Annotated in this window: 22 protein-coding genes; 10 read left to right on the forward strand and 12 right to left on the reverse strand. The window is 74.0% G+C overall.

Features of this window, described 5'->3' with window-relative positions; genetic code table 11:
* Window positions 1–41: 41 nt before the first annotated feature.
* The 4 genes from GQ466_RS20975 to GQ466_RS20990 all read right to left on the reverse strand — a co-directional run bounded on the left by GQ466_RS20975 (window position 42) and on the right by GQ466_RS20990 (window position 1,968).
* Entirely contained in the window at window positions 42–377 is a 336-nt protein-coding gene (locus GQ466_RS20975; protein ID WP_161104690.1) for a CU044_2847 family protein, read from the reverse strand.
* A gap of 38 nt (window positions 378–415) precedes the next feature.
* Window positions 416–859 (reverse strand): redoxin domain-containing protein, encoded by a 444-nt coding sequence (locus GQ466_RS20980; RefSeq protein WP_161104691.1) that lies wholly within the window; start codon window positions 857–859, stop codon window positions 416–418.
* A 74-nt stretch (window positions 860–933) separates the two neighbouring features.
* The gene (locus GQ466_RS20985) at window positions 934–1,362 is read right to left on the reverse strand and encodes a DUF3052 family protein (RefSeq protein WP_161104692.1); all 429 of its coding nucleotides are present in this window, start codon (window positions 1,360–1,362) and stop codon (window positions 934–936) included.
* Between the two features lie 192 nt (window positions 1,363–1,554).
* On the reverse strand, window positions 1,555–1,968 hold the full coding sequence (locus tag GQ466_RS20990; protein ID WP_161104693.1) for a YjbQ family protein: 414 nt from the start codon (window positions 1,966–1,968) through the stop codon (window positions 1,555–1,557).
* A gap of 263 nt (window positions 1,969–2,231) precedes the next feature.
* On the opposite strand from GQ466_RS20990, the gene aceE reads away from it, so the two are divergent.
* Window positions 2,232–5,018, forward strand: a complete 2,787-nt coding sequence (gene aceE, locus GQ466_RS20995; protein ID WP_161104694.1) for a pyruvate dehydrogenase (acetyl-transferring), homodimeric type — start codon at window positions 2,232–2,234, stop codon at window positions 5,016–5,018.
* 135 nt (window positions 5,019–5,153) lie between these two features.
* Here aceE and GQ466_RS21000 read toward each other — a convergent pair whose 3' ends face one another.
* From GQ466_RS21000 to GQ466_RS21025, 6 genes are all read right to left on the reverse strand, one after another.
* A complete protein-coding gene (locus GQ466_RS21000) occupies window positions 5,154–5,531 on the reverse strand; it encodes a VOC family protein (protein WP_161104695.1) in 378 nt (125 codons plus the stop codon).
* A gap of 95 nt (window positions 5,532–5,626) precedes the next feature.
* On the reverse strand, window positions 5,627–6,331 hold the full coding sequence (locus GQ466_RS21005; RefSeq protein WP_161104696.1) for a WYL domain-containing protein: 705 nt from the start codon (window positions 6,329–6,331) through the stop codon (window positions 5,627–5,629).
* A gap of 39 nt (window positions 6,332–6,370) precedes the next feature.
* Entirely contained in the window at window positions 6,371–7,327 is a 957-nt protein-coding gene (locus tag GQ466_RS21010) for an alpha/beta fold hydrolase (RefSeq protein WP_161104697.1), read from the reverse strand.
* A gap of 99 nt (window positions 7,328–7,426) precedes the next feature.
* Window positions 7,427–8,614: an RNA polymerase sigma factor gene (locus GQ466_RS21015; RefSeq protein WP_161104698.1), complete on the reverse strand. Its 1,188-nt coding sequence runs from the start codon at window positions 8,612–8,614 to the stop codon at window positions 7,427–7,429.
* Between the two features lie 5 nt (window positions 8,615–8,619).
* Entirely contained in the window at window positions 8,620–8,967 is a 348-nt protein-coding gene (locus GQ466_RS21020; protein ID WP_161104699.1) for a YciI family protein, read from the reverse strand.
* A gap of 20 nt (window positions 8,968–8,987) precedes the next feature.
* Entirely contained in the window at window positions 8,988–9,389 is a 402-nt protein-coding gene (locus GQ466_RS21025; protein WP_161104700.1) for a DUF6069 family protein, read from the reverse strand.
* A 227-nt stretch (window positions 9,390–9,616) separates the two neighbouring features.
* Here GQ466_RS21025 and GQ466_RS21030 point away from each other — a divergent pair, with 227 nt between their 5' ends.
* From GQ466_RS21030 to GQ466_RS21055, 6 genes are all read left to right on the forward strand, one after another.
* A complete protein-coding gene (locus GQ466_RS21030; protein ID WP_202420901.1) occupies window positions 9,617–10,732 on the forward strand; it encodes a PucR family transcriptional regulator in 1,116 nt (371 codons plus the stop codon).
* A gap of 113 nt (window positions 10,733–10,845) precedes the next feature.
* Window positions 10,846–11,763 carry an acyltransferase domain-containing protein gene (locus GQ466_RS21035; protein ID WP_161104702.1) on the forward strand — a complete coding sequence of 306 codons (918 nt, stop codon included), beginning with the start codon at window positions 10,846–10,848 and terminating at the stop codon, window positions 11,761–11,763.
* Window positions 11,760–12,728: a beta-ketoacyl-ACP synthase III gene (locus GQ466_RS21040; protein ID WP_202420822.1), complete on the forward strand. Its 969-nt coding sequence runs from the start codon at window positions 11,760–11,762 to the stop codon at window positions 12,726–12,728. Before GQ466_RS21035 ends, GQ466_RS21040 begins: the two co-directional genes overlap by 4 nt.
* A 37-nt stretch (window positions 12,729–12,765) precedes the next feature.
* Window positions 12,766–13,023, forward strand: a complete 258-nt coding sequence (locus GQ466_RS21045) for an acyl carrier protein (RefSeq protein ID WP_161104703.1) — start codon at window positions 12,766–12,768, stop codon at window positions 13,021–13,023.
* 86 nt (window positions 13,024–13,109) lie between these two features.
* Complete coding sequence (locus tag GQ466_RS21050; protein WP_161104704.1) at window positions 13,110–14,414, forward strand: beta-ketoacyl-[acyl-carrier-protein] synthase family protein; 1,305 nt, start codon at window positions 13,110–13,112, stop codon at window positions 14,412–14,414.
* Between the two features lie 41 nt (window positions 14,415–14,455).
* Window positions 14,456–15,883 (forward strand): carboxyl transferase domain-containing protein, encoded by a 1,428-nt coding sequence (locus tag GQ466_RS21055; protein WP_161104705.1) that lies wholly within the window; start codon window positions 14,456–14,458, stop codon window positions 15,881–15,883.
* Between the two features lie 61 nt (window positions 15,884–15,944).
* Here GQ466_RS21055 and GQ466_RS21060 read toward each other — a convergent pair whose 3' ends face one another.
* Complete coding sequence (locus tag GQ466_RS21060; RefSeq protein WP_161104706.1) at window positions 15,945–16,439, reverse strand: DUF3145 family protein; 495 nt, start codon at window positions 16,437–16,439, stop codon at window positions 15,945–15,947.
* Between the two features lie 416 nt (window positions 16,440–16,855).
* Between GQ466_RS21060 and GQ466_RS21065 the strand changes: the two genes are divergently transcribed.
* Genes GQ466_RS21065 through GQ466_RS21075 form a run of 3 tightly spaced genes read left to right on the forward strand, consistent with a single transcriptional unit; the run spans window position 16,856 to window position 20,063 of the window.
* Window positions 16,856–17,359 (forward strand): RNA polymerase sigma factor, encoded by a 504-nt coding sequence (locus GQ466_RS21065; protein ID WP_337193564.1) that lies wholly within the window; start codon window positions 16,856–16,858, stop codon window positions 17,357–17,359.
* Entirely contained in the window at window positions 17,356–17,775 is a 420-nt protein-coding gene (locus tag GQ466_RS21070) for a hypothetical protein (protein WP_161104708.1), read from the forward strand. Before GQ466_RS21065 ends, GQ466_RS21070 begins: the two co-directional genes overlap by 4 nt.
* A complete protein-coding gene (locus GQ466_RS21075) occupies window positions 17,775–20,063 on the forward strand; it encodes a CHAT domain-containing protein (RefSeq protein WP_161104709.1) in 2,289 nt (762 codons plus the stop codon). The genes GQ466_RS21070 and GQ466_RS21075 overlap by 1 nt, the downstream gene beginning before the upstream one ends.
* 127 nt (window positions 20,064–20,190) lie before the next feature.
* On the opposite strand, the gene GQ466_RS21080 is transcribed toward GQ466_RS21075, so the two are convergent.
* Complete coding sequence (locus GQ466_RS21080) at window positions 20,191–21,015, reverse strand: rhodanese-like domain-containing protein (RefSeq protein ID WP_161104710.1); 825 nt, start codon at window positions 21,013–21,015, stop codon at window positions 20,191–20,193.
* Window positions 21,016–21,056 lie beyond the last annotated feature (41 nt).

Below are 21,056 nucleotides of genomic sequence, written 5' to 3' on the forward strand. Positions count from 1 at the left end.
TTTTCAGCTTAGAAGCCGCGCGTCCGGCCCGTCCGCCGAAACTAGACGTCCTCGGGTTCCTCTTCCGGCACAGCGGCCGGGACCCCGGACCGCCAGACGAGTTTCACCTCGAAGTTCGCATCCGTGGCGGCCTTGGCGACGAGCCAGTTCGCCGTGCCGGACACCTTGACGCCGAACTTCACCTCGACCTCGTCCGGCGAGGCGTCCTTCAGCCGCTCCAGCACGACCCGCGCCGCCCGCACCGCCGGGTCGATCGCGTCCCGCACGCGTCCCTGGACGTCCTCGGCCGTCCCGACCGGCCGGAACTCGTCCGTGGGAGCGATCTCGAACGCCACCTGCGTGGCGTCGTCCAGCTCGTACTTCACTACCTCGCCCATGCCCCCACCGACGCGCGACGCGCCCCGGCGGTTCCCGGTCAGAGGGCGGCGAGCGCCGAGCGGTAGTCGGACAGGCTGCGCGCGTCGGGCAGGGCGTTCTCGACCTTCCACCGCACGACGCCCGACGCGTCGAGAACGAACGTCCCGCGCGTGGCCACCCCCCGGTCGGCGTCGAACACGCCGTAGCGGCGCGCGACGTCCCCGTGCGGCCAGAAGTCCGACAGCAGCGGAAACGGAAAGCGCTCCTGGTCCGACCAGGCGCGCAGGGCGAACATCGAGTCCACCGAGACGGCCAGCACCTGAGCCTCCAGCGACGGCGCAGCGTCCCGCAGAGCACGCAGCTCCCCGGTGCACACCCCGCTGAACGCCAGCGGGTAGAACACGAGGAGCACGGGCGCGCGGACGTCCGACAGCCGCACCGGCGCGCCGTGCTGGTCGTCCAGCGTGAAGTCCGGCGCGACGGCGCCGATCTCGACGGCCACGGATCCTCCAGGTCAGGTCCCGGCCAGTCTGCCACCCGCGAGGGCGCGACGGCCGCCCGGGACCCGCCCGCGTCCTACTTGCGCACCTTCGGGGCGACGAGCCGGGTGCCCGACCACTCCCCCGCCGCGCTGATGCTGCTGGTCTGCGCGAGACCGGCGGTCTGGGCGGCCTCGCCGATGTCGCTCGGCTCGACATGCCCGTCCCGGCCCGCCTTGGGGGTCAGCAGCCAGATCTGGCCGCCGCCGTCCAGCGCCACCATCGCGTCGGTGAGGGCCTCGAAGAGGTCGCCGTCCTCGTCCCGCCACCACAGCAGGACGACGTCCACGACGTCGTCGTAGTCCTCGTCGACCAGGTCGGCGCCGGTGACGGCCTCGACGGAGCTGCGCAGCTCCTCGGCCACGTCGTCGTCGTAGCCGATCTCCTGCACCACCTGGCCGGCCTTGAGGCCGAGCCGTTCGGCCAGGCTGCGCTCAGACTGCGCCTGGCCCGCGGTCGCGCTCACGAAAGTCCTCCCCTTGTCGTCAGCCCGCGCCGTTCCGGCGGTTCTCGACCACCGGCCGCCGACGCGGCGTTTGCGGGACAGTCCACACAAGGTGGAGCCGTCGCGCAAGTGTCTTCCCGGCTTTTGGCGCCCTCATTGGCCGATCACCGGAATCGCGGTGACCGGGTTCCCACGGAGCGTAACAACCCGTGCTCATCCCGCGAGGAACGACAACCGGACGCTGCGGTCGCGATTGTCGACGTTCAGGTCGACCAGCGCGATGGACTGCCATGTCCCGAGTGCCGGCCGGCCGCCCAGGACGGGAATCGTCGCATAGGGCGCGACGATCGCCGGCATCACGTGCGAGCGGCCGTGGCCGCGCGAGCCGTGGGCGTGCCGCCACCGGTCGTCGGCGGGCAGCAGGTCCCCGAGGGCGGCCAGCAGGTCGTCGTCGCTGCCCGCGCCCAGCTCGATGAGCGCGATCCCCGCCGTCGCGTGCGGGACGAAGACGTGCAGCAGCCCGTCCCCGCCGCCGGACGCGTCCGCCGCGAAGCGCGCGCACGCGGAGGTGATGTCGTGGACGGTCTCCGTGCCGCCCGTGGTCACCTCGATGACAGTGCTCTCCACAGTTCCCCTCCATCATGTCCGGTCTACCCGTTCCGTCCCATGCGACGCGTCCGCCTCGCAAGTCGGGACGAATCGGACCCCGCCGGTGCTCCCACCCCCGCTGACCGGGGAGAATGGTTACCGGTTGGTAGAGATGCGTTAGCCGCCACGAACGGCGACGATGGATCACGAACCACTGCGACCAACAGTCGTTCCGGGCATCACTCCCCCGCTCCGGGGGCAGGGGGCCCACCAGCAGAAACGGTAAGCACAGAGGGGATCCCGTGGCTTCCGGACGTCAACGCTTTTCGATCATCAGCGACGGCCTGCCCACCCAGTTGCCCGACATCAACCCGGACGAGACCCGGGAGTGGTTGGAGTCACTGGACACGGTCATCAAGACCGAGGGGCGCAGCAGGGCGCGCTACGTCATGCTCCGCCTCCTGGAGCGAGCGCGGGAGCAGCAGGTCGGCGTGCCCGGCCTGCGCAGCACCGACTTCATCAACACCATCCCGCCGGAGGAGGAGCCCTGGTTCCCCGGCGACGAGCACATCGAGCGGCGGGTCCGCGCCTACATCCGGTGGAACGCCGCGATCATGGTGTCCCGGGCCAACCGCCCGAACCTCGGCGTCGGCGGGCACATCGCGACCTACGCCTCGGCGGCGTCGCTGTACGAAGTGGGCTTCAACCACTTCTTCCGCGGCAAGGACCACGGCGAGTCCGGCGACCAGGTGTTCATCCAGGGCCACGCCGCGCCGGGCATCTACGCGCGCGCGTTCCTGGAGGGACGTCTCCCGGAGGAGAAGCTGGACGGCTTCCGCCAGGAGATGTCGCACCCGGGCGGCGGGCTCTCGTCCTACCCCCACCCCCGGCTCATGCCGGACTTCTGGGAGTTCCCGACCGTCTCGATGGGCCTCACCGCGATCGACTCGGTGTACCAGGCGCGGTTCAACCGCTACCTGTACAACCGGAAGATCAAGGACACGTCCCGCTCGCACGTCTGGGCGTTCCTCGGCGACGGCGAGATGGGCGAGCCCGAGTCGCTCGGCGCGATCGGCCTGGCCGCCCGCGAGGAGCTGGACAACCTGACCTTCGTGGTCAACTGCAACCTCCAGCAGCTCGACGGACCGGTGCGCGGCAACGGAAAGATCATCCAGGAGCTGGAATCGTTCTTCCGGGGCGCGGGCTGGAACGTCATCAAGGTGGTGTGGGGCCGCGACTGGGACCCGCTGCTCGCGCAGGACGCCGACGGCGTGCTCGTCAACAAGATGAACACCACGCCCGACGGCCAGTTCCAGACGTTCACCGTCGAGTCCGGCGCGTACATCCGGGACAAGTTCTTCGGGGACGACCCGCGCCTGCGCAAGATCGTCCAGGACCTCTCGGACGACGAGCTGCGCAAGCTGTCACGCGGCGGCCACGACTACCGCAAGGTCTACGCGGCGTTCAAGTCGGCCCGTGAGCACGTGGGCCAGCCGACGGTGATCCTCGCCCACACGATCAAGGGCTGGACGCTCGGCACCGACTTCGAGGCCCGCAACGCCACGCACCAGATGAAGAAGCTCACCAAGGCCGAGCTGAAGGAGTTCCGGGACCGCCTGTACCTGGACATCCCGGACTCAGCGCTGGAGGGCGAGCTGCCGCCGTACTACCACCCGGGCGAGGACTCCGACGAGATTCAGTACATGCGGGAGCGGCGCGCGGCGCTCGGCGGGTTCCTGCCGAAGCGGGTCGTGCGGGCCAAGCCGCTGAAGCTGCCCGGCGACCCGGTGTACGCCGAGCTGCGCAAGGGGTCGGGCAAGCAGAACGTGGCGACGACGATGGCGTTCGTCCGGCTGCTGAAGGACCTGATCAAGGACAAGGAGATCGGCGCGCGCTTCGTCCCGATCGCTCCGGACGAGTACCGGACGTTCGGCATGGACTCGCTGTTCCCCACGTCCAAGATCTACTCACCGCACGGCCAGACCTACGAGGCCGTGGACCGCAAGCTGCTGCTCTCCTACAAGGAGTCCGAGCAGGGCCAGATGCTGCACGAGGGCATCAGCGAGGCCGGGTCGATGGCGTCCACGATCGCGGCGGGCACGGCCTACGCGACGCACGGCGTCCACATGATCCCGGTCTACATCTTCTACTCGATGTTCGGGTTCCAGCGGACCGGCGACCAGATGTGGGCGCTCGGCGACCAGATGGGCCGCGGGTTCCTGCTCGGCGCGACGGCGGGCCGCACCACGCTCACCGGCGAGGGCCTCCAGCACGCCGACGGGCACTCGCCGCTGCTGGCCGCGACGAACCCGGCGTGCGTCCACTACGACCCGATGTGGGCGTACGAGCTGGCGTACATCACGCAGGACGCCCTGCGCCGCATGTACGGGTCGTCGGAGGAGCACCCCGACGGCGAGAACGTCTTCTACTACCTGACCGTCTACAACGAGCCGTACCAGCAGCCCGTCGCGCCGGAGGGCCTGGACGTGGACGGCCTGCTCAAGGGCCTCTACCTGTTCGGGACGGGCCCGGCGGTGGAGGGCAACGGGACGGCCCCGAAGGCGCAGATCCTGGCGTCCGGCGTGGCCGGGCGGTGGGCGGTCGAGGCGCAGCGGATGCTCGCCGCGGACTGGGGCGTCAGCGCGGACGTGTGGTCGGCGACGTCCTGGAACGAGCTGGCCCGGGAGGCGCGGGCGTGCGAGGAGTGGAACCTCCTGCACCCCGACGCGGAGCAGCGCGTCCCGTACCTGACGAGCAGGCTCGCCGACGTCGCCGGGCCGATCGTCGCGGTGTCGGACTTCATGCGGGCCGTGCCGGACCAGATCGCGCCGTGGGTCCCCGGGGACTACACCTCGCTCGGCACCGACGGGTTCGGGATCTCCGACACCCGCGCCGCCGCGCGCCGGTACTTCCACGTGGACGCGGCGTCGATCGTGCTCGCGGTGCTGAGCCGGCTGGCGGGCCAGGGCGAGGTCAAGCACGAGGTGCTGCAGGCGGCCATCGCCAAGTACCAGCTGGACGCGCCGGTCAGCGCGGTGTTCGCGGGCGGCGTCGGCAGCCCGGAGAGCAACACCGGCGGCGACGCGTGATCCGGCGGGAGGTTGCGGAGGTGTAGGCCGCGACCTCGCGCGGAGGGGCCGGTGTCCGAGGGGGACACCGGCCCTTCTCATTGCGCAGGGGCGCGCAGCCGGGCGCGTGCGGCCGGGTGCGGGCCCGTGCGGGCATTAGACGGCGGGCGGCGTGAACACCCCGAAGTGGTGGCCCGCGCTGTCGGCGAGGTGCGCGAACACCAGGCCGTTGGCGGCCTCGGTGCGCGGGACGATCACCTTGCCGCCGAGTTCCTGGGCGCGCTCCACGGTCGCGGCGACGTCCTCGACGACCACGTAGAAGATCGCGTAGTCCGGGGCGGCGCCGCCGCTCGGAAAGATCCCGCCGCTCGGGGCGTCCGCGCCGGGCGCGGTGATCTCCTGGTAGGACAGCTCGCCCTCGGGACCGATCGCGAACGTCCAGTCGAACAGCTCGCCGAAGAACTTCCGCACCTCGGCGGGCCGGTCGGTGCCGATCTCGAACCACGCCACCGAGTTGTAGGCCGTCGCGCTCATGGTCTCGCTCCTCTCGCAGGACCGGCCGGTCGCCGGTGTGAACGATCCTGCGCCCGCCCCGCGACAACCCCCTGTCGGTGTTTCCGGAGAAGTTCTCAGGCCAGTTCGAGCGACCGCATGACCATGTGGTGCGGCCCGACGTCGAGGTCGCCGATCGTGCGTTCGGGCGCGGTCTCGTCGAGCAGCACGGCCCGGCGGACGCGGTCGATGCGGAACACGCGGGCCGCGCCGCGCAGCCGGCACCAGCCGATGAGGTACCAGACGCGCGTCCCGGCGGTGAACGCGACGGGTTCGACGTCGCGGTCGGTGACCGTCCCGACCGCGTCGGAGTAGGCCAGCCGGACGACGCGCCGGGTCGTCATCGCCTCCTCCAGCACCGCCGGGACGGACGCGGGGACGTCGGCGTCCGGCCGGGCGAAGAAGTGGATGCGGGCGGCGAGGTCGCGGGCGGCGGCGCCGTCGCCCGCCGACATGGCCGTGACGATCTTGTTGAGCGCGGTCCGGGCCGCCCGGGAGTAGGGCGACCCGTCCGCGCGGGCGAGCGTGATCGCGACCGCCACGGCCTCGGCGGGCGTGAAGTTCAGCGGCGGCAGCGTCCGGCTCGGGTCGACGGTGTAGCCGCCGCCGCGGCCGACGTCGGCCCAGATCGGGACGCCCGCCTGCTGGAGCGCGCCGATGTCGCGCTCGATCGTGCGGGCGCTGACCTCGTACAGGTCGGCCAGTTCGCGGGCGGTGACGCGGCGCGGCGCGCGCGCCCGCAGCTCCTCCACGAGGGCGTACAGCCGGTCGGTGCGGTTCACCCCGCCGACCGTACGCCGGGGCGGTGACATTTCCGGGGGTCAGAGCGACCCGAGGAAGTCGATCAGGGCGGCGGAGACCTCGGCGGGGCGTTCCTGCTGCGTCCAGTGGCCGCAGCCGGGCAGCAGGACGGGCTCGCGCAGGGCCGGGACGTCGCGGCGCATCCGCTCGATCGCCTGCAGCGCGCCGGGCGCGGTGACGACCATGTCGCGCTCGCCCGCGACGAACAGGGCGGGCGGCGTGATGGGGGCGTCCTGCCAGGCGGCGGTCAGCTCCCAGTTCCGGTCCAGGTTGCGGTACCAGTTGAGGGGGCCGGTGAAGCCCGTCTCGGCGTACTCGTCGGCGAAGACGCGAATGTCGTCCTCGGTGAGCCAGGACGGCAGGGTCTCCGGCTCGGGGCAGACATCCAGGAAGCCCTTGCCCTCGGGGATGATCGGGACGAACGGCTCCGCGTCCCCCGACAGCGCCCACAGCACGCGCCGGAACGTCGCCTCGCGGTCCTTGGCGAACTCGGCGTCGGGCACGCCGGGCTCCTGGAAGCGGACCATGTAGAAGCCGTCCCCGGCGAGCGCGCGCAGCGACTCCACCGGCGGCCGGGACGGGCGCGGGTAGTGCGGCACCGACAGCCCGACGACGCCCCGGACGAGGTCGGGCCGGTACTGCGCGGCGGCCCACGCGACCGGCGCGCCCCAGTCGTGCCCGGCGACGACGGCGGTCTCGGCGCCGAGCGCGCCGATCAGCCCGAGCGCGTCCCCGGCGAGGTGGAGCAGGGAGTAGGCGGCGACGTCGGCGGGGCCGCCGGTGCGGGCGTAGCCGCGCTGGTCGGGGGCGACGGCGTGGTACCCGGCGTCGGCGAGCGCGGCGAGCTGGTGCCGCCAGGAGTACCAGCACTCGGGGAAGCCGTGCAGGAGCAGGACGAGCGGACCCTCGCCCGCCTCGGCCACGTGCAGGTCCAGGCCGCTCGCCGAGCGGACGACGCGATGCGTGATCTCGGTCATCGACCCACGCTAACCGAGGCACCGTACGCGGGCGTGACGTCCGTGCCCGGCTTCGGCGGCGTTCCGGCGACATGCGCCGGGGCTCGTCCGGGCGGGCGGCTAGTTCGGGGCGAGGCGGGCGCGGCGGGTCTCCAGGAACGTCCGTTCGGTGGCGTTGGCGGCCAGGGCGATCGCCGCGTCGTAGGCGGCGACGGCGTCGGCGGTGCGGCCCAGGCGGGCGAGCAGGTCGGCGCGGACGGCGGGCAGCAGGTGGTAGCCCGGCAGGTCCAGGTCGTCCACGGCCGCGAGCGCCGCCGCCGGGCCGTGGACCTCGGCGACGGCGACCGCGCGGTTGAGCGCCACGACCGGGGTCGGGACGAACTGGAGGAGCTGGTCGTAGAGCGCGAGGACCTGCGTCCAGTCGGTGGCCGTCCCGTCGGTGTGGACGGCGTTGATCGCGGCCTGGATCTGGTACGGCCCCGGCTGACCGCGCCGCAGGCAGCGACGCACCAGCTCGTGGCCCTCGGCGATGAGGGCGCGGTCCCACAGCGTGCGGTCCTGGTCGCCGAGGACGACCAGTTCGCCGTCCGGGCCGACCCGCGCCGGACGCCGCGCCTCGATGAGCAGGAGCAGGGCCAGCAGGCCGATGACCTCGGGCTCGTCGGGCATCAGGTCGGCGAGCGCGCGGGCGAGGCGGACGGCCTCGCGGCACAGGTCCGTCCGGACCAGCTCCCCCGACGTGGCGGCGTAGCCCTCGTTGAACACCAGGTAGAGGACGGTCAGCACGGGCGGCAGCCGGTCGGGGAGTTCGGCGTGGCCGGGCACCCGGTACGGGATCCCGGCGTCGCGGATCTTCTTCTTCGCCCGGACGATCCGCTGCGCGACCGTCGCCTCCGGCACCAGGTAGGCCCGGGCGATCTCGGCCGTCTCCAGCCCGCCGAGCAGCCGCAGCGTGAGCGCGGCCTGCGCGGACGGCGCCAGCGCCGGGTGGCAGCAGGTGAAGATCATGCGGAGCTGGTCGTCGCGCACCGGTCCCACGTCCTCGGGTTCGTCGGGTTGCTGGAGCAGGAGGGCCTGCGCGTGGCGGGCCTCGCGGGTCGATTCGCGGCGCAGCCGGTCGATCGCGCGGTTGCGGGCGGTGGTGACGATCCACGCGCCGGGGTTGGGCGGCGGCTCGTCCCATTTCTCCAGGGCGGTGGCGAACGCGTCCTGGACCGCTTCCTCGGCGAGCCCGATGTCGCCGAGGAAGCGCGTCAGCGTCGCGACGCACCGGCCGTACTCGGCCCGGAAGACGCCGTCCAGATCCATGCGGGCTAGACCCACTGCGCGCCTTCGAAGGGGCGGACCTCGATCGCCGCCCCGCAGGCCAGCGCGCACTTCTCCGCCCAGGCCAGCGCCTGGTCCAGGTCCGCGCAGCGGATCACCCAGAACCCGCCGAGCTGTTCCTTGGTCTCGGCGAACGGGCCGTCGGTCACCGTGACCGCGCCGCCGGCGGGCCGGACGACCGTCGAGGCGTGCGAGGGCAGCAGGCCGCCGAGGAACACCCAGGTTCCGGTCATTTCCTCGTTGACCTTGGCCACCTGCGCCCGCTGGGCCGCCACCTCCTCCTCGGACCACTCGGTGGTCTCGTCGAACTGGACGGCGAGCAGATAGGTCTTCATCGCTTCTTCTCCTTCGAAGGTCAGGCGGACAGGCGGCGGGCGACGGCCGGGATCACGATCGCGGCGGCGACCAGGTGGGTGAGCATGAGCAGCGCCTTGGTGCCGACGGACGCGTCCGCCAGCACGTCCGGCACGAGCGACAGGGCGGTGAGCGCGACCGTCGTGCGGACGAACACCGCGCGCGGCCGGCGGACCGTGCGGGCCAGCACCAGCGCGAGCGCCAGGCCGATCACCGAGAAGACGGCGGTCAGCATCGCGAACCCGGGCACCGGGATCGGCTTGCCGCTGACGTCGAGGCTGACCCCGGCCGCCGAGCCCACCGCCGCGACGACGGCGGTCGCGACCGACGCGGCGGCCGTGGCGGCCAGGCCGCCGAGGATCAGGGCCTTGGCGGGAGCGGGGGTGACGGTGGTGACGGACATGGTGTGCCTCCGAAGGCTGCGGCGACCGGGCGCTTCCCGGTCTCTCACCCTTGCTACGAACGGGCTCGACGCCGATCGACATCATCGCCGAAAAACTTTCCGGAGATCTTTCGGCGGCGACGGCGCCGGTCAGTCCATCGGGTCCGGGGTGGCACTCTGGGGGCGTGGACAACGGCGACGATCTCGACCTCATCCGCGCCCGGACGACCGAGCGCCTGGAGAAGGCGATGGGCACGTTCGGCACGGCCGCCCTCGCCAGCATGGAGGACCAGCTCCCCTGGTTCCGGCGGATGCCCGCCGACCAGCGGTCCTGGATCGGCCTGGTCGCGCAGGCCGGGATCGCCGCGTTCGTGGAGTACTTCAAGAACGGCGAGCAGACGCGGCCCGCCATCGCGGGCGAGGTGTTCGGCACCGCGCCCCGCGAGCTGCTGCGGTCGATCAAGCTGCGGCACACGATCGACATGGTCCGCGTGATCATCGACGTGGTGGAGACCCGGCTGGACGACCTCGCGGCCCCCGGCGGCGCCGCCCAGCTCCGCGAGGCCATCCTGCGCTACACCCGCGACGTCGCGTTCGGCGCCGCCCAGGTCTACGCGCAGGCCGCCGAGACCCGCGCGGCCTGGGACGCCCGGCTCGAAGCGCTCGTCGTCAACGCCGTGCTGCGCGGCGAGGTGGACGACGGGATGCACTCGTGGGCGGCGGCGCTCGGGTGGACGTCCAAGCCCGTCACGGTCGTCGCCGGGCAGACCCCCGAGGACGAGGACCCCGAGGTCACCATCGACCAGATGCAGCTCGCCGCCCGGCGCGCCCGGGTGGACGTCCTCGCCGGGGTGCAGGGCCGCCGGGTCGTGGTGATCGTCGGCGGCGCGGCCGACCCGATGAGCGCCGCGAAGATCATTTCGGCGAAGTGCGGGCCGGGGCCGGTCGTCGTCGGGCCGTCCGTCGCCGATCTGTACGAGTCCACGCTGTCGGCGCGGGCCGCGATGGCGGGGCTGCGGGCGGCGGCGGGGTGGCCGGACGCGCCGCGTCCCGTCCACGCCCACGATCTGCTCCCCGAACGCGCTTTGGACGGCGACGAGGCCGCCCGCGCCTACCTCGTCGACGAGGTCTACACGCCGATGCTCTCCGCCGGCGCGCCCCTGCTGGACACGCTGACGACCTATCTGGAGCAGGGATCGTCCCTGGAGGCGACGGCGCGGTTGTTGTTCGTCCACCCCAACACCGTCCGGTACCGGCTGCGCCGGGTCACCGAGCTGACCGGGCTGGCCCCCGCCGACGGGCGCAACGCGTTCACCCTGCGCATCGCGCTGGTCCTCGGCCGGTTCGGCGGCCGGACGGGCTGACGCGCGCGTCCCCGCAGGTCGGCGGAACTGTAGGGGTCGTACAAACCCGAGTGACGAAAGTTCGTGGGCGGCGGCATCGGCACCGAGGGGCCGCACAGGGGAGGGTTGTCGCTGTGATCCTCCTCGCCGCGCCCGGACAGGGCGCCCAGACCCCCGGATTCCTGACCCCCTGGCTGGAACTCCCCGGCGTCGCCGACCGCCTCGGCTGGTGGTCGGCCGTGACGGGGCTGGACCTGGTCCGGTACGGCACCGAGGCCGACGCCGAGGAGATCCGCGACACGGCCGTCGCGCAGCCGCTGCTGGTGAGCGCCGCGCTGGCCGCGTTCGAGACCCTGTACGAAGGCGCCGACCGTCCGGACGCCGTCGCCGGGCACAGCGTCGGCGAACTGGCCGCCGCCGCCGTCGCGGGGGTGCTGTCGCCCGAGGCGGCGCTGGTGCTCGTCCGCGAGCGCGGCCGGGCGATGGCCGACGCCGCCGCCGTCACCGAGACCGGCATGACGGCCGTGCTCGGCGGCGACCCGGACGAGGTCCTCGCCGTCATCGAGCGGCACGGGCTGACCCCCGCCAACGTCAACGCGGCCGGGCAGGTCGTCGCCGCCGGGACGCTGCTCCAGCTCCAGGCGCTCGCCGACGACCCGCCCGCCAAGGCGCGGCTGCGCAAGCTGTCGGTCGCCGGAGCGTTCCACACCGAGCACATGGCCCCGGCCGTCGCGACGCTGCGGCGCCTCGCGCCCGGCATCCGCGTCGCCGACCCGGCGATCACGCTGCTGTCCAACCGGGACGGCGCGGCCGTCGCGTCCGGCCGCGAGTACCTCACCCGGCTCGCCGAGCAGGTCAGCGCGCCCGTCCGGTGGGACGCGTGCATGGCCACGATGCGCGACCTCGGCGTCACCGCGATCATCGAGCTGCCGCCCGCCGGGACGCTCGTCGGCATCGCCAAGCGCGAGCTGAAGGGCGTCGAGACGCTGGCCCTCAAGACCCCCGCCGACCTGGAGAAGGCCCGCGAGCTGATCAAGGCGCACACGGCATGATCGGCGGCCTGAAGACCAACGCCCTCGTACCCGGCTCGAAGGTGCTCGGGTTCGGCGACTACCGGCCCGCCCGGATCGTCACCAACGACGAGCTGGCCAAGATCGTCGACACCGACGACGCCTGGATCCGCAGCCGCGTCGGCATCGTGGAGCGCCGCATCGCCGCGCCGGACGAGACGATCATCGACATGGGCGTCCACGCCGGCGGCAAGGCCATCGCCGCCAGCGGCCTCACGCCCGGCGACATCGACCTCGTCATCGTCGCGACCTGCTCGGCCGAGTCGCCGATGCCCGCGCACGCCGCGAGCATCGCGCACCGCCTCGGCATCGCCGCCCCCGGCGCCTACGACCTCAACGCCGCCTGCGCGGGCTTCTGCTACGCGCTCGCGTCCGCCGACGCGGCCGTCCGCACCGGGACGGCCCGCAACGTCCTCGTCATCGGCGCCGAGAAGATGTCGCAGTGGCTCGACTGGACCGACCGGTCGACCTGCATCATCTTCGCCGACGGCGCGGGCGCGGCGGTCGTCGGCGCCGCTACCGAACCCGGCGTCGGGCCGGTGGTGTGGGGCAGCGACGGCGGCCAGGCCGACAAGATCGTCATCACCGGGCGGGCCGGGAGCATCCGGCAGGAGGGCCAGGCGGTCTTCCGCTGGGCCACCAGCGCCGTCGCGCCCGTCGCGCTCGCCGCCTGCGAACGCGCCGGGGTCCGTCCCGAGGACCTTGCCGCGCTCGTCCCGCACCAGGCCAACCTGCGGATCATCGAGGCCATCGCGCGGCGGGTCGGGGCGGTGAACGCCGTGGTGGCCGACGACATCGTCCACTCCGGGAACACGTCCGGAGCGTCGATTCCGATCGCGCTTTCGCACATGCTCGAACGCGGCGACGTCCCGTCCGGCGCCCCGGCCCTTCTGGTCGGGTTCGGCGCCGGGCTGGCCTACGCTGCCCAAGTCATCCAGATCCCGTAGGCCGACTTTCGCCTGCGCAACCCACTAAAGGAGAACCATGGCAATCGCCACCGAACAGGACATCCTGGACGGCCTCGCCGAGATCATCGACGAGATCGTCGGCATCGACAAGTCCGAGGTCACCCCGGAGAAGAACTTCATCGAGGACCTGGACATCGACTCGCTGTCGATGGTAGAGATCGCGGTTGCCGCGCAGGACCAGTTCGGCGTCGAGATCCCCGACGACGAGCTGCGCAACCTGAAGACGGTCAAGGACGTCGTCAACTTCGTCCAGAACCTGCAGCAGCAGGGCTGAGCGACGCGGGAGCGCGCCGCCGGTCCCCCGGGCACGCGGCCCGGCGGCGCACCCTCTCTCCCCCCAGTTTGCGAGGAGCACTCACTATGAGCACAAGCCCGACCACCGTCGTCGTGACCGGACTCGGCGCGACAACACCGCTCGGCGGCGACGTCCCGTCGACCTGGTCTGCGCTGCTCGCCGGTAAATCCGGGGTACGCAATCTGGACTGGGAGGGCGTCGAGGAGCTGCCCGTCCGGTTCGCGGCGCAACTCGCCGTGGACCCGGCCGAGAGCATCCCGCGCGCGCAGCTCCGCCGGCTGGACCGCAGCCAGGCCATCGCGCTGATCGCGGCGCGGGAGGCGTGGCAGGACGCCGGGTTCGCGCCGCCGGTGAAGCGCGCCAAGTCCGGGAAGGCCGCCGAGGCCGCGCCCGGCGAGGGGTTCGTCGTGGACGGCGACCGTCTAGGCGTCGTCGTCTCCAGCGGCATCGGCGGCCTGCACACCGCGCTGAACAGCTACGACGTGTACAAGGAGAAGGGCTGGACGCGCGTCTCGCCGTTCACCGTTCCCATGCTGATGCCGAACGGCGCGTCCGGGCACGTCGGCATCGAGTTCGGCGCCACCGCCGGGTCGCACGCGCTCGTCAGCGCCTGCGCGTCCAGCGGCGAGGCCGTCGGGTACGCCATCGACATGATCCGCGCCGGCCGCGCCGACGTCGTGATCTGCGGCGGCACCGAGTCGTGCATCCACCCGCTGCAAATGGCGTCGTTCGGGTCGATGCGGGCGATGTCCACCCGCAACGACGAGCCGCAGCGCGCGTCGCGGCCCTACGACAAGAACCGCGACGGCTTCGTCCTCGGCGAGGGCGCCGCCGTCATGATCCTGGAGTCGGAGGAGCACGCGCGGGCGCGCGGCGCCACGGTCCACGCCGTCGCGGCGGGCTGCGGCTACTCCAACGACGCCTACGACATCGTCCTGCCCGACCCGAGCGGCAGCGGGCAGGCCAAGGCCATGCTCCGCGCCCTCGACGACGCGGGGCTGCGGCCGGAGGACATCGTGCACGTCAACGCGCACGCCACGTCCACCCCGGCGGGCGACGTCGCCGAGCTGGCCTCGATCCGGGCCGCGCTCGGGCCCGTCGCCGAGAAGCTGACCGTCACCGCGACCAAGTCGATGACCGGGCACCTGCTCGGCGGGGCCGGGGCGCTGGAGTCGGTGATCACCATCCTGTCGCTGCGGGAGGGGCTCGTCCCGGCCGTGGCGAACCTGGAGGACATGGACGACGAGGTCGACCTGGACATCGTGCGCGGCGAGCCGCGGACGATCCCGGCCGGTCCCGCCGCGGCCCTCAACAACTCGTTCGGTTTCGGCGGCCACAACGTGTCGGTCGCCTTCCGCCGCGCCGTCTGACGCGGGGTTCCGCTCCGCCACGGCCCATTGAAGGAGCATTCGTGACCGTTCTCGACAACCGGGTCGTCCCGGACGAACCGGCGTCCGACCCCCGGCACCCCCGGGTCCGGCTCGCCGTGCTCTTCGACGAGGCGACGTTCGTGCCCCTGAGCGACGAGGACGACGGCAGCGGCGCGCTCGCCGGCGTCGGCCGGGTCGAGGGCCTGCCCGTCGTGGCGTTCGCGTCCGACCCGCGCATCCAGGGCGGGGCGATGGGGACGGCGGGGTGCGCGGCGATCGTCGCGGCCTACGACCACGCCGTCCGGGAACGGCTGCCGATCATCGGGCTCTGGCACTCGGGCGGCGCGCGGCTCGCCGAGGGCGTGGAGTCGCTGCACGCCGTCGGGCAGGTGTTCGCGGCGATGACGCGGGCGTCGGGGATCGTCCCGCAGATCTCGGTGGTGCTCGGCGCGGCGGCGGGCGGGGCGGCCTACGGGCCCGCGCTGACCGACATCGTGGTGCTGTCGGAGAGCGGCAAGATCTTCGTGACGGGCCCGGACGTGGTGCGCTCGGTCACCGGCGAGGACATCGACATGGCCTCGCTCGGCGGGCCGGAACCGCACTCGCGCAAGTCGGGCGTGGTGCACGTGGTGGCGCGCGACGACGCCGAGGCCATCGCGCGGGGGCGCCGGCTGGCGGTGCTGCTCGGGCACCAGGGTCGGGTGCGGCTGTCCGCCGTGGAGGAACGTGACTTTTCGGGCCTGCTGCCGGAGAGCGCGCGGCGGGCTTACAGCGTCCATCCGCTGGTGCACGGGATCGTGGACGACGCGGCCGAGGACTATGTCGAGCTGCACCCCAAGTGGGCGCCGAACATCGTGACGTCCCTCGGGCGGCTCGGCGGGCGGACGGTCGGCGTCATCGCCAACAACCCGCTGCGGCTCGGCGGGTGCCTGGACTCGACGTCCGCCGAGAAGGCCGCCCGGTTCGTCCGGATGTGCGATGCCTTCGGGGTGCCGCTGGTCGTCCTGGTCGACGTGCCCGGCTACCTGCCCGGCGTGGGCCAGGAGCACGAGGGCGTGGTGCGGCGGGGCGCCAAGCTGCTGCACGCGTTCGCGGCGGCGACCGTCCCGCGCGTGACGCTGGTGACCCGCAAGGCGTACGGCGGCGCCTACATCGCCATGAACTCCCGCTCCCTCGGCGCCACCCGCGTCTTCGCCTGGCCGACCGCCGAACTGGCCGTGATGGGCGCCCTGGCGGCGGTGCGCGTCCTGCACCGGCGCAAGATCGCCGCCGTGCCGGAGGCCGACCGTCCGGCGCTCGAGGCCGAACTCGCCGCCGAACACGAGAAGATCGCCGGCGGCCTCGACCGCGCCCGCGCCCTCGGCGTCGTGGACGAGGTCATCAGCCCGTCCACGACCCGCCACGCCCTCGCCCGCGCCATCGCCGAAGCCATCCCGGCCCGAGGCGCCCACGGCAACATCCCGCTGTAACGAACTCCGAAGGCCCGGCGCTCCCCAAGGGGGCCGCCGGGCCTTCTGCCGTCGGCGCGGGTCAGACGGCGGCGTGGAGCCAGCGGACGGGCGCGCCGTCGCCCGCGCGGCGGAAGGGTTCCAGTTCGTTGTCCCAGGGGGTGCCGAGCAGGCGGTCCAGCTCGGCCTCCAGGGTCGTCTTGCCGAGGGCCGCGCCGGCCATGACCGAGCGCAGCCGGTCCTCGGGGATCATGATGTCGCCGTTGGCGCCGATGACGCCGGTGAAGACGCCGAGGGACGGCGTGAAGCTGTACCGCACCCCGTCGCAGCCCGGCGTGGGGTCCTCCGTGCACTCGAAGCGCGCGAGCTTCCAGTTGCGCAGGGCCGAGGTGATCCCGGCGGCGGTGCCCGGCTTCCCCTCCCAGTGCAGTTCGGCGCGCAGAGTCCCGGGGGCGGCGGGCTGGTCGGCCCACTCAAGGGACACGGGCACGCCGAGGACACCTGCGGCGGCCCACTCGATGTGCGGGCTCAGCGCAGGTGGCGCGGAGTGGACGTAGAAAACGCCACGTGCGGTCACCGGACCTCCTGGATCTGTACCGAGGCTCGTCTTCCCCTACGGCCTCGTTCGCACCACGGGCGGCGTCCGCGTTGCTCATTCTGCATCATCGGCACGGGTCGCACCACTGCGCGAGCCCTGTTTGCCGAACCCTTGCCGCGTTCTTCCGATCCGCGTGGCGTCATTCCACCCGGCCAACCGGCATGTTCGTCAATATCCCCATTTCCAGATGTCGATCATGGTGAAAAGCACCGCGCCCGCACGGAAGCCGCAAGAACGACCACCGGGCCATTGCCGTGCGGCCGGTACCCATCTCGCCGGATTTCAATCATCGAGACTCGGCCACGACCCGGCCGCGACTCGATAACCGCCCCAGCGCGATGCGTGCCCGCCCGACTACGTTCGGCGACCGGGCAGGGGACGGCGAGGGGACCCGCGTGAGAGAACTCGTGCTCCGCGCGCGCGACGGCGACGCGGCGGCGTGGACGGCGCTCGTGGAGCGGCACGCCGAGACGCTGTGGGCGGTGGCGCGCTCATGGCGGCTCGGCGACGCCGACTGCGCGGACGTCGTCCAGCTCACCTGGCTGCGGCTGGTCGAACGGCTCGACACGATCCAGGACCCCGACGCCGTCGGCGCCTGGCTCGTCGTCACCGCCCGCCGCGAGGCCGCCCGCACGGCCCGCGAGCGCGGCTACGAACCGCTCGGCGCCACCACGGCCGCACTGCCGCCCCCGCACGACGTCGTCGCCGCCCGCGAACAAGTCTGCGCCGTCGGCACCGCCCTGCGCACCCTCCCCCGCCGCTGCCGGGACCTCCTCCGCCTGGCCGCCCTCGCACCCGGCCAGGCCGAACTGGCGGCGGCCCTCGACATGCCCGTCGGCGGCCTCGGCCCCACCCGCGCCCGCTGCCTCCAAAAACTCCGCCGAAAGCTGACCCCATGAACGATGACGAGCTGGTGGCGGCTGTGGTGCGGGCGTTTCGGGCGATGGATCCTGTGCCGGGCCGGGTGCTCGATGCTTCGCGGGCGGCGTTCGGACGGCGGATGGTCGGGGCCGTCGTCGCCGGTGAGGTTCCGGCGCCAGAGCCGGTCGGGATGCGCGGGGGCGAGGTGCGGCGGGTGGCGTTCGAGGCGCCGGGGGCTCTGGTCGAGATGGAGGTCGCGGGGCGGGAGGTGGCCGGGCGGCTGCGGCCTGCGGTAGCCGTGCCGGTCGTTGTGCGGCGTGCGGGCGGCGACGGTGAGCGGACGCGGACGGATGCGGGCGGGCGGTTCGCGTTTCCTGAGCTTGCTCGGGGGCCGTTGAGTCTGGTGTTCGAGTTGGGCGCGGGCACGGTCGTGACGAGCTGGATCCGGGTCTGATGGAGACGCGTCCCGGTGCGGGCCCGGACGACCGCGCGGCGGCTCTGCTGCGCATCGAGCTGATGGACGTCCTCGCGGCGCGCGGGGACGTGGCGGGGGCGCTGGCGGAGGCGGAGCTGGCGCGTCCGGTCGTCACGGGCGCGGACGCCGACCGGCTCGACGCGGCCGTCGCCCGCGCCCTCGCCCACGCCGGACGGCTTCCCGAGGCGACCGCGCTCGCGATGGACACGCTGCGGCGGCTGCGGCGCGGCGGCGATCCGGTGACGCGCGTGGACCTGCTGACCGCGCTCGGCACCGCGCAGGCGCTGCGCGGGTCGGCCGGGTGCGCGCGGGCGGCGCTGGCCGAGGCCGTCGCGACGGCGGCGGACGCGGGGCTCGCGGCCCGCGCGGCGGCGGCCCGCGCCGATCTGGCGCTCGCCGCCGCGCGGGGCGGCGACCTGCCGGACGCGCTGGCGCTGTTCGCCGCCGCCGAGCCCGGCCTGTCCGGGGAGCTTCTGGCGCGGTGCCGCCTCGGCCGCGCCGAGACGCTGCTGCGCGCCGGGCTGCCCGCCGAGGCGCGCGGGCTGCTGGCCCGCACCTTGGCCGAGTCCGGGGGCCATCGCGCCGCCGTCGCCGACGGCCTGCTGCTGCTCGGGCACGCCGAGCTGGCCGACGGCGCGCCGGACGCGGCGGCGAGCACGGCCGAGCGCGCCCGCGCGGCGTTCGCGGCGCAGGGCCGGACGGGCTGGACGCGCCCCGCCGAGCACCTGCTGCTGCGCGCCCGGTACGCGGCGGGCGACCGGTCGCCGCTGCTGCTGGCGACCGCGCGGGCCGTCGCGGCCCGGCTGGACGCGGGCGGCTGGACGACCGCCGCCGCGCAGGCCCGCGTGATCGCCGCGCGGGTCGCGCTGCACCTGGGCCGCCCGGACGCCGTGCCGCCCGCGGTGCCGGTGCGGGCGGGTCCGGCGGCGCTGCGGGCGGCGTCCTGGCACCTGGCCGCGCTGGAGCGGTGCGGGCGCGGGGACCGGACGGGCGCGCGGGCGGCCGTCGAGACGGGCCTGACGATCCTCGCCGCGCACGCCGACGCGCTCGCCGCCCACGAGCCCCGCGCCCTCGCGGCCGGGACGGGCGCGGACCTGGCGGCGCTCGGGCTGGAACTCGCCGACACGCCGCACGACCTGCTGGCGGCCGAGGAGCGGCGGCGGACGCTGGCGCGGCGCCCGGCGGCGGTGCGTCCGCCGCGCGACCCGGCGCGGGCGGCGGCGCTGACGGAGATCCGGACGCTCAGCGCTCGGCAGGCCGCCGCGACCGCCGAGACCGCGGCGTGCCCGATCCTGGCCCGGCGCCTGCTGCGGCTGGAGGCGACCCTGCGGATGGACGCGCTGCGCCGGACACCCGAGCGGACGCCCGCCCCGCCCTCATTGCACGAATTGTCCGCCGCCCTGGATGGACGGGTCCTGGTCGAACTCGTCCGGATCGGCGACGAACTGCACGCGGTGACCGTCCGGGACGGGCGGGCGCGCCGCCACGTCCTCGGCCCCTACGCGGCGGCGGCCCGGGAGACGGCCCTGCTCCGGACGTCCGTCGACCACGCCGACGCGCCGCCCCGCTCACTCCTGCTGACGCCGCTGCGAACCGTGCTCGAAGACCGCGAACTCGTCCTCGCCCCGACGGGCGCGCTGCACGGCCTCCCGTGGGCGACGCTGCCCGAGCTGGCCGGACGCCCGTTCACCGTGACGCCGTCGGCGGCGGCTTGGCTGCGCGCCCACCGCGTCCCCCGACGCACCGGACGCACCGTCCTCGCCGCAGGCCCCGGCCTCGACCACGCCGAGGACGAGATCACCCGCGTCGCAACCGCCCACCCCGGCGCCGACCGCCTGACCGGCCCGGCGGCGACGGCCGAGGCCGTCCGCGACGCCCTGGACGGCGCCGCCGTCGCCCACGTGGCCGCCCACGGCGCCTTCCGCCCCGGGAACCCGCTGTTCTCCGGCCTCCGGATGGCGGACGGCCCCCTGCTCGCCCACGACCTGGAGGACATCGCGGCCGTCCCCCCGCTCATCGTCCTGTCCGCGTGCGACGCGGGCCGCTCGACGGGCGGCGCGGCGATGCTCGGCCTGCCCGGCGTCCTGCTGGCCCTGGGCGCCCGGACCGTGATCGCCCCGGTCACCCGCGTCGCCGACGCCGAGTCCGCCCCGTTCATGGAAGCCCTGTACCAGGCGCTCGCGACTGGCACTCCACCCGCCCACGCCCTGGCGGAGGCACCCGTGACCCCGGGCACGGCGGGATTCCTCTGCTTCGGCGCAAGCTGACCCGACACCGAGACCGCCGCCGTCACCGCCAACCTTCACCGGGCCCTCGCGAAAGGAACCCCGCCCGCCCGGGCGCAGACGACGCCGGGCGGGGCGGGGTTCCCCTGCTTCGGTGCGGGCGGAACCGTCAGCCGGTCGCGATCGGGCGGGACGGGTCGGTGATCCACTCGGACCATGAGCCGACGTACAGGGCGGCGGGCACGCCCGCGATCGTCAGGGCCAGCACCTCGTGCGCGGCGGTGACGCCCGAGCCGCAGTAGGCGCCCACGTGCTGCGCGTCGGTCGCGCCGAGGGCGGCGAACCGTTCCCGCAGCGCCAGCGACGGCAGGAAGAAGCCTGATTCGTCCACGTTCTCTGACGTGGGCGCGTTCACGGCGCCCGGGATGTGGCCCGCCACCGGGTCCACCGGCTCCTTCTCGCCCCGGTAGCGCTCGGCGGCGCGGGCGTCGAGCAGCACGCCGTCGCGGGCCAGGGCCGCCGCGCCCGCCGCGTCCAGGACGGGCAGCCCGCCCGGACGGGCCGTGAAGTCGCCGGGCGCCGGGTCCGGTTCGTCCGTCGCGACCGGACGGCCCGCGCCCGCCCACGCCCGGAACCCGCCGTCCAGCACGCGGACGTCCGGGTGGCCGTAGTAGCGCAGCGTCCACCACAGCCGGGCGGCGGCGGACGCGTCCGACTCGTCGTACACCACGACGGGCCGCGCCGCCGACACCCCGGCGCGGCGCATGGCCTCCTGGAACGCGTCGGCGGACGGCAAGGGATGACGGCCGCCCGCGCCGGGCGAGGACGCCACGTCGCGGTCCAGGTCCACGAACACGGCGCCGGGCAGGTGGCCGCGCCGGTAGGCCTCGATGCCGGGCGGCCCGGCGAGGTTCCAGCGGACGTCCAGCAGGACGGGGGCGGGATCGCGATAAAGCTGACGCGCGAGGGCGCTCACGTCGACGAGAGGATGCACGGCGTCAGTCTGACCGGCGTGCCCCGGGGTCGTGAAGGGCG

It is taken from the genome of Actinomadura rayongensis, assembly GCF_009831215.1.
GTDB lineage: Bacteria > Actinomycetota > Actinomycetes > Streptosporangiales > Streptosporangiaceae > Spirillospora > Spirillospora rayongensis.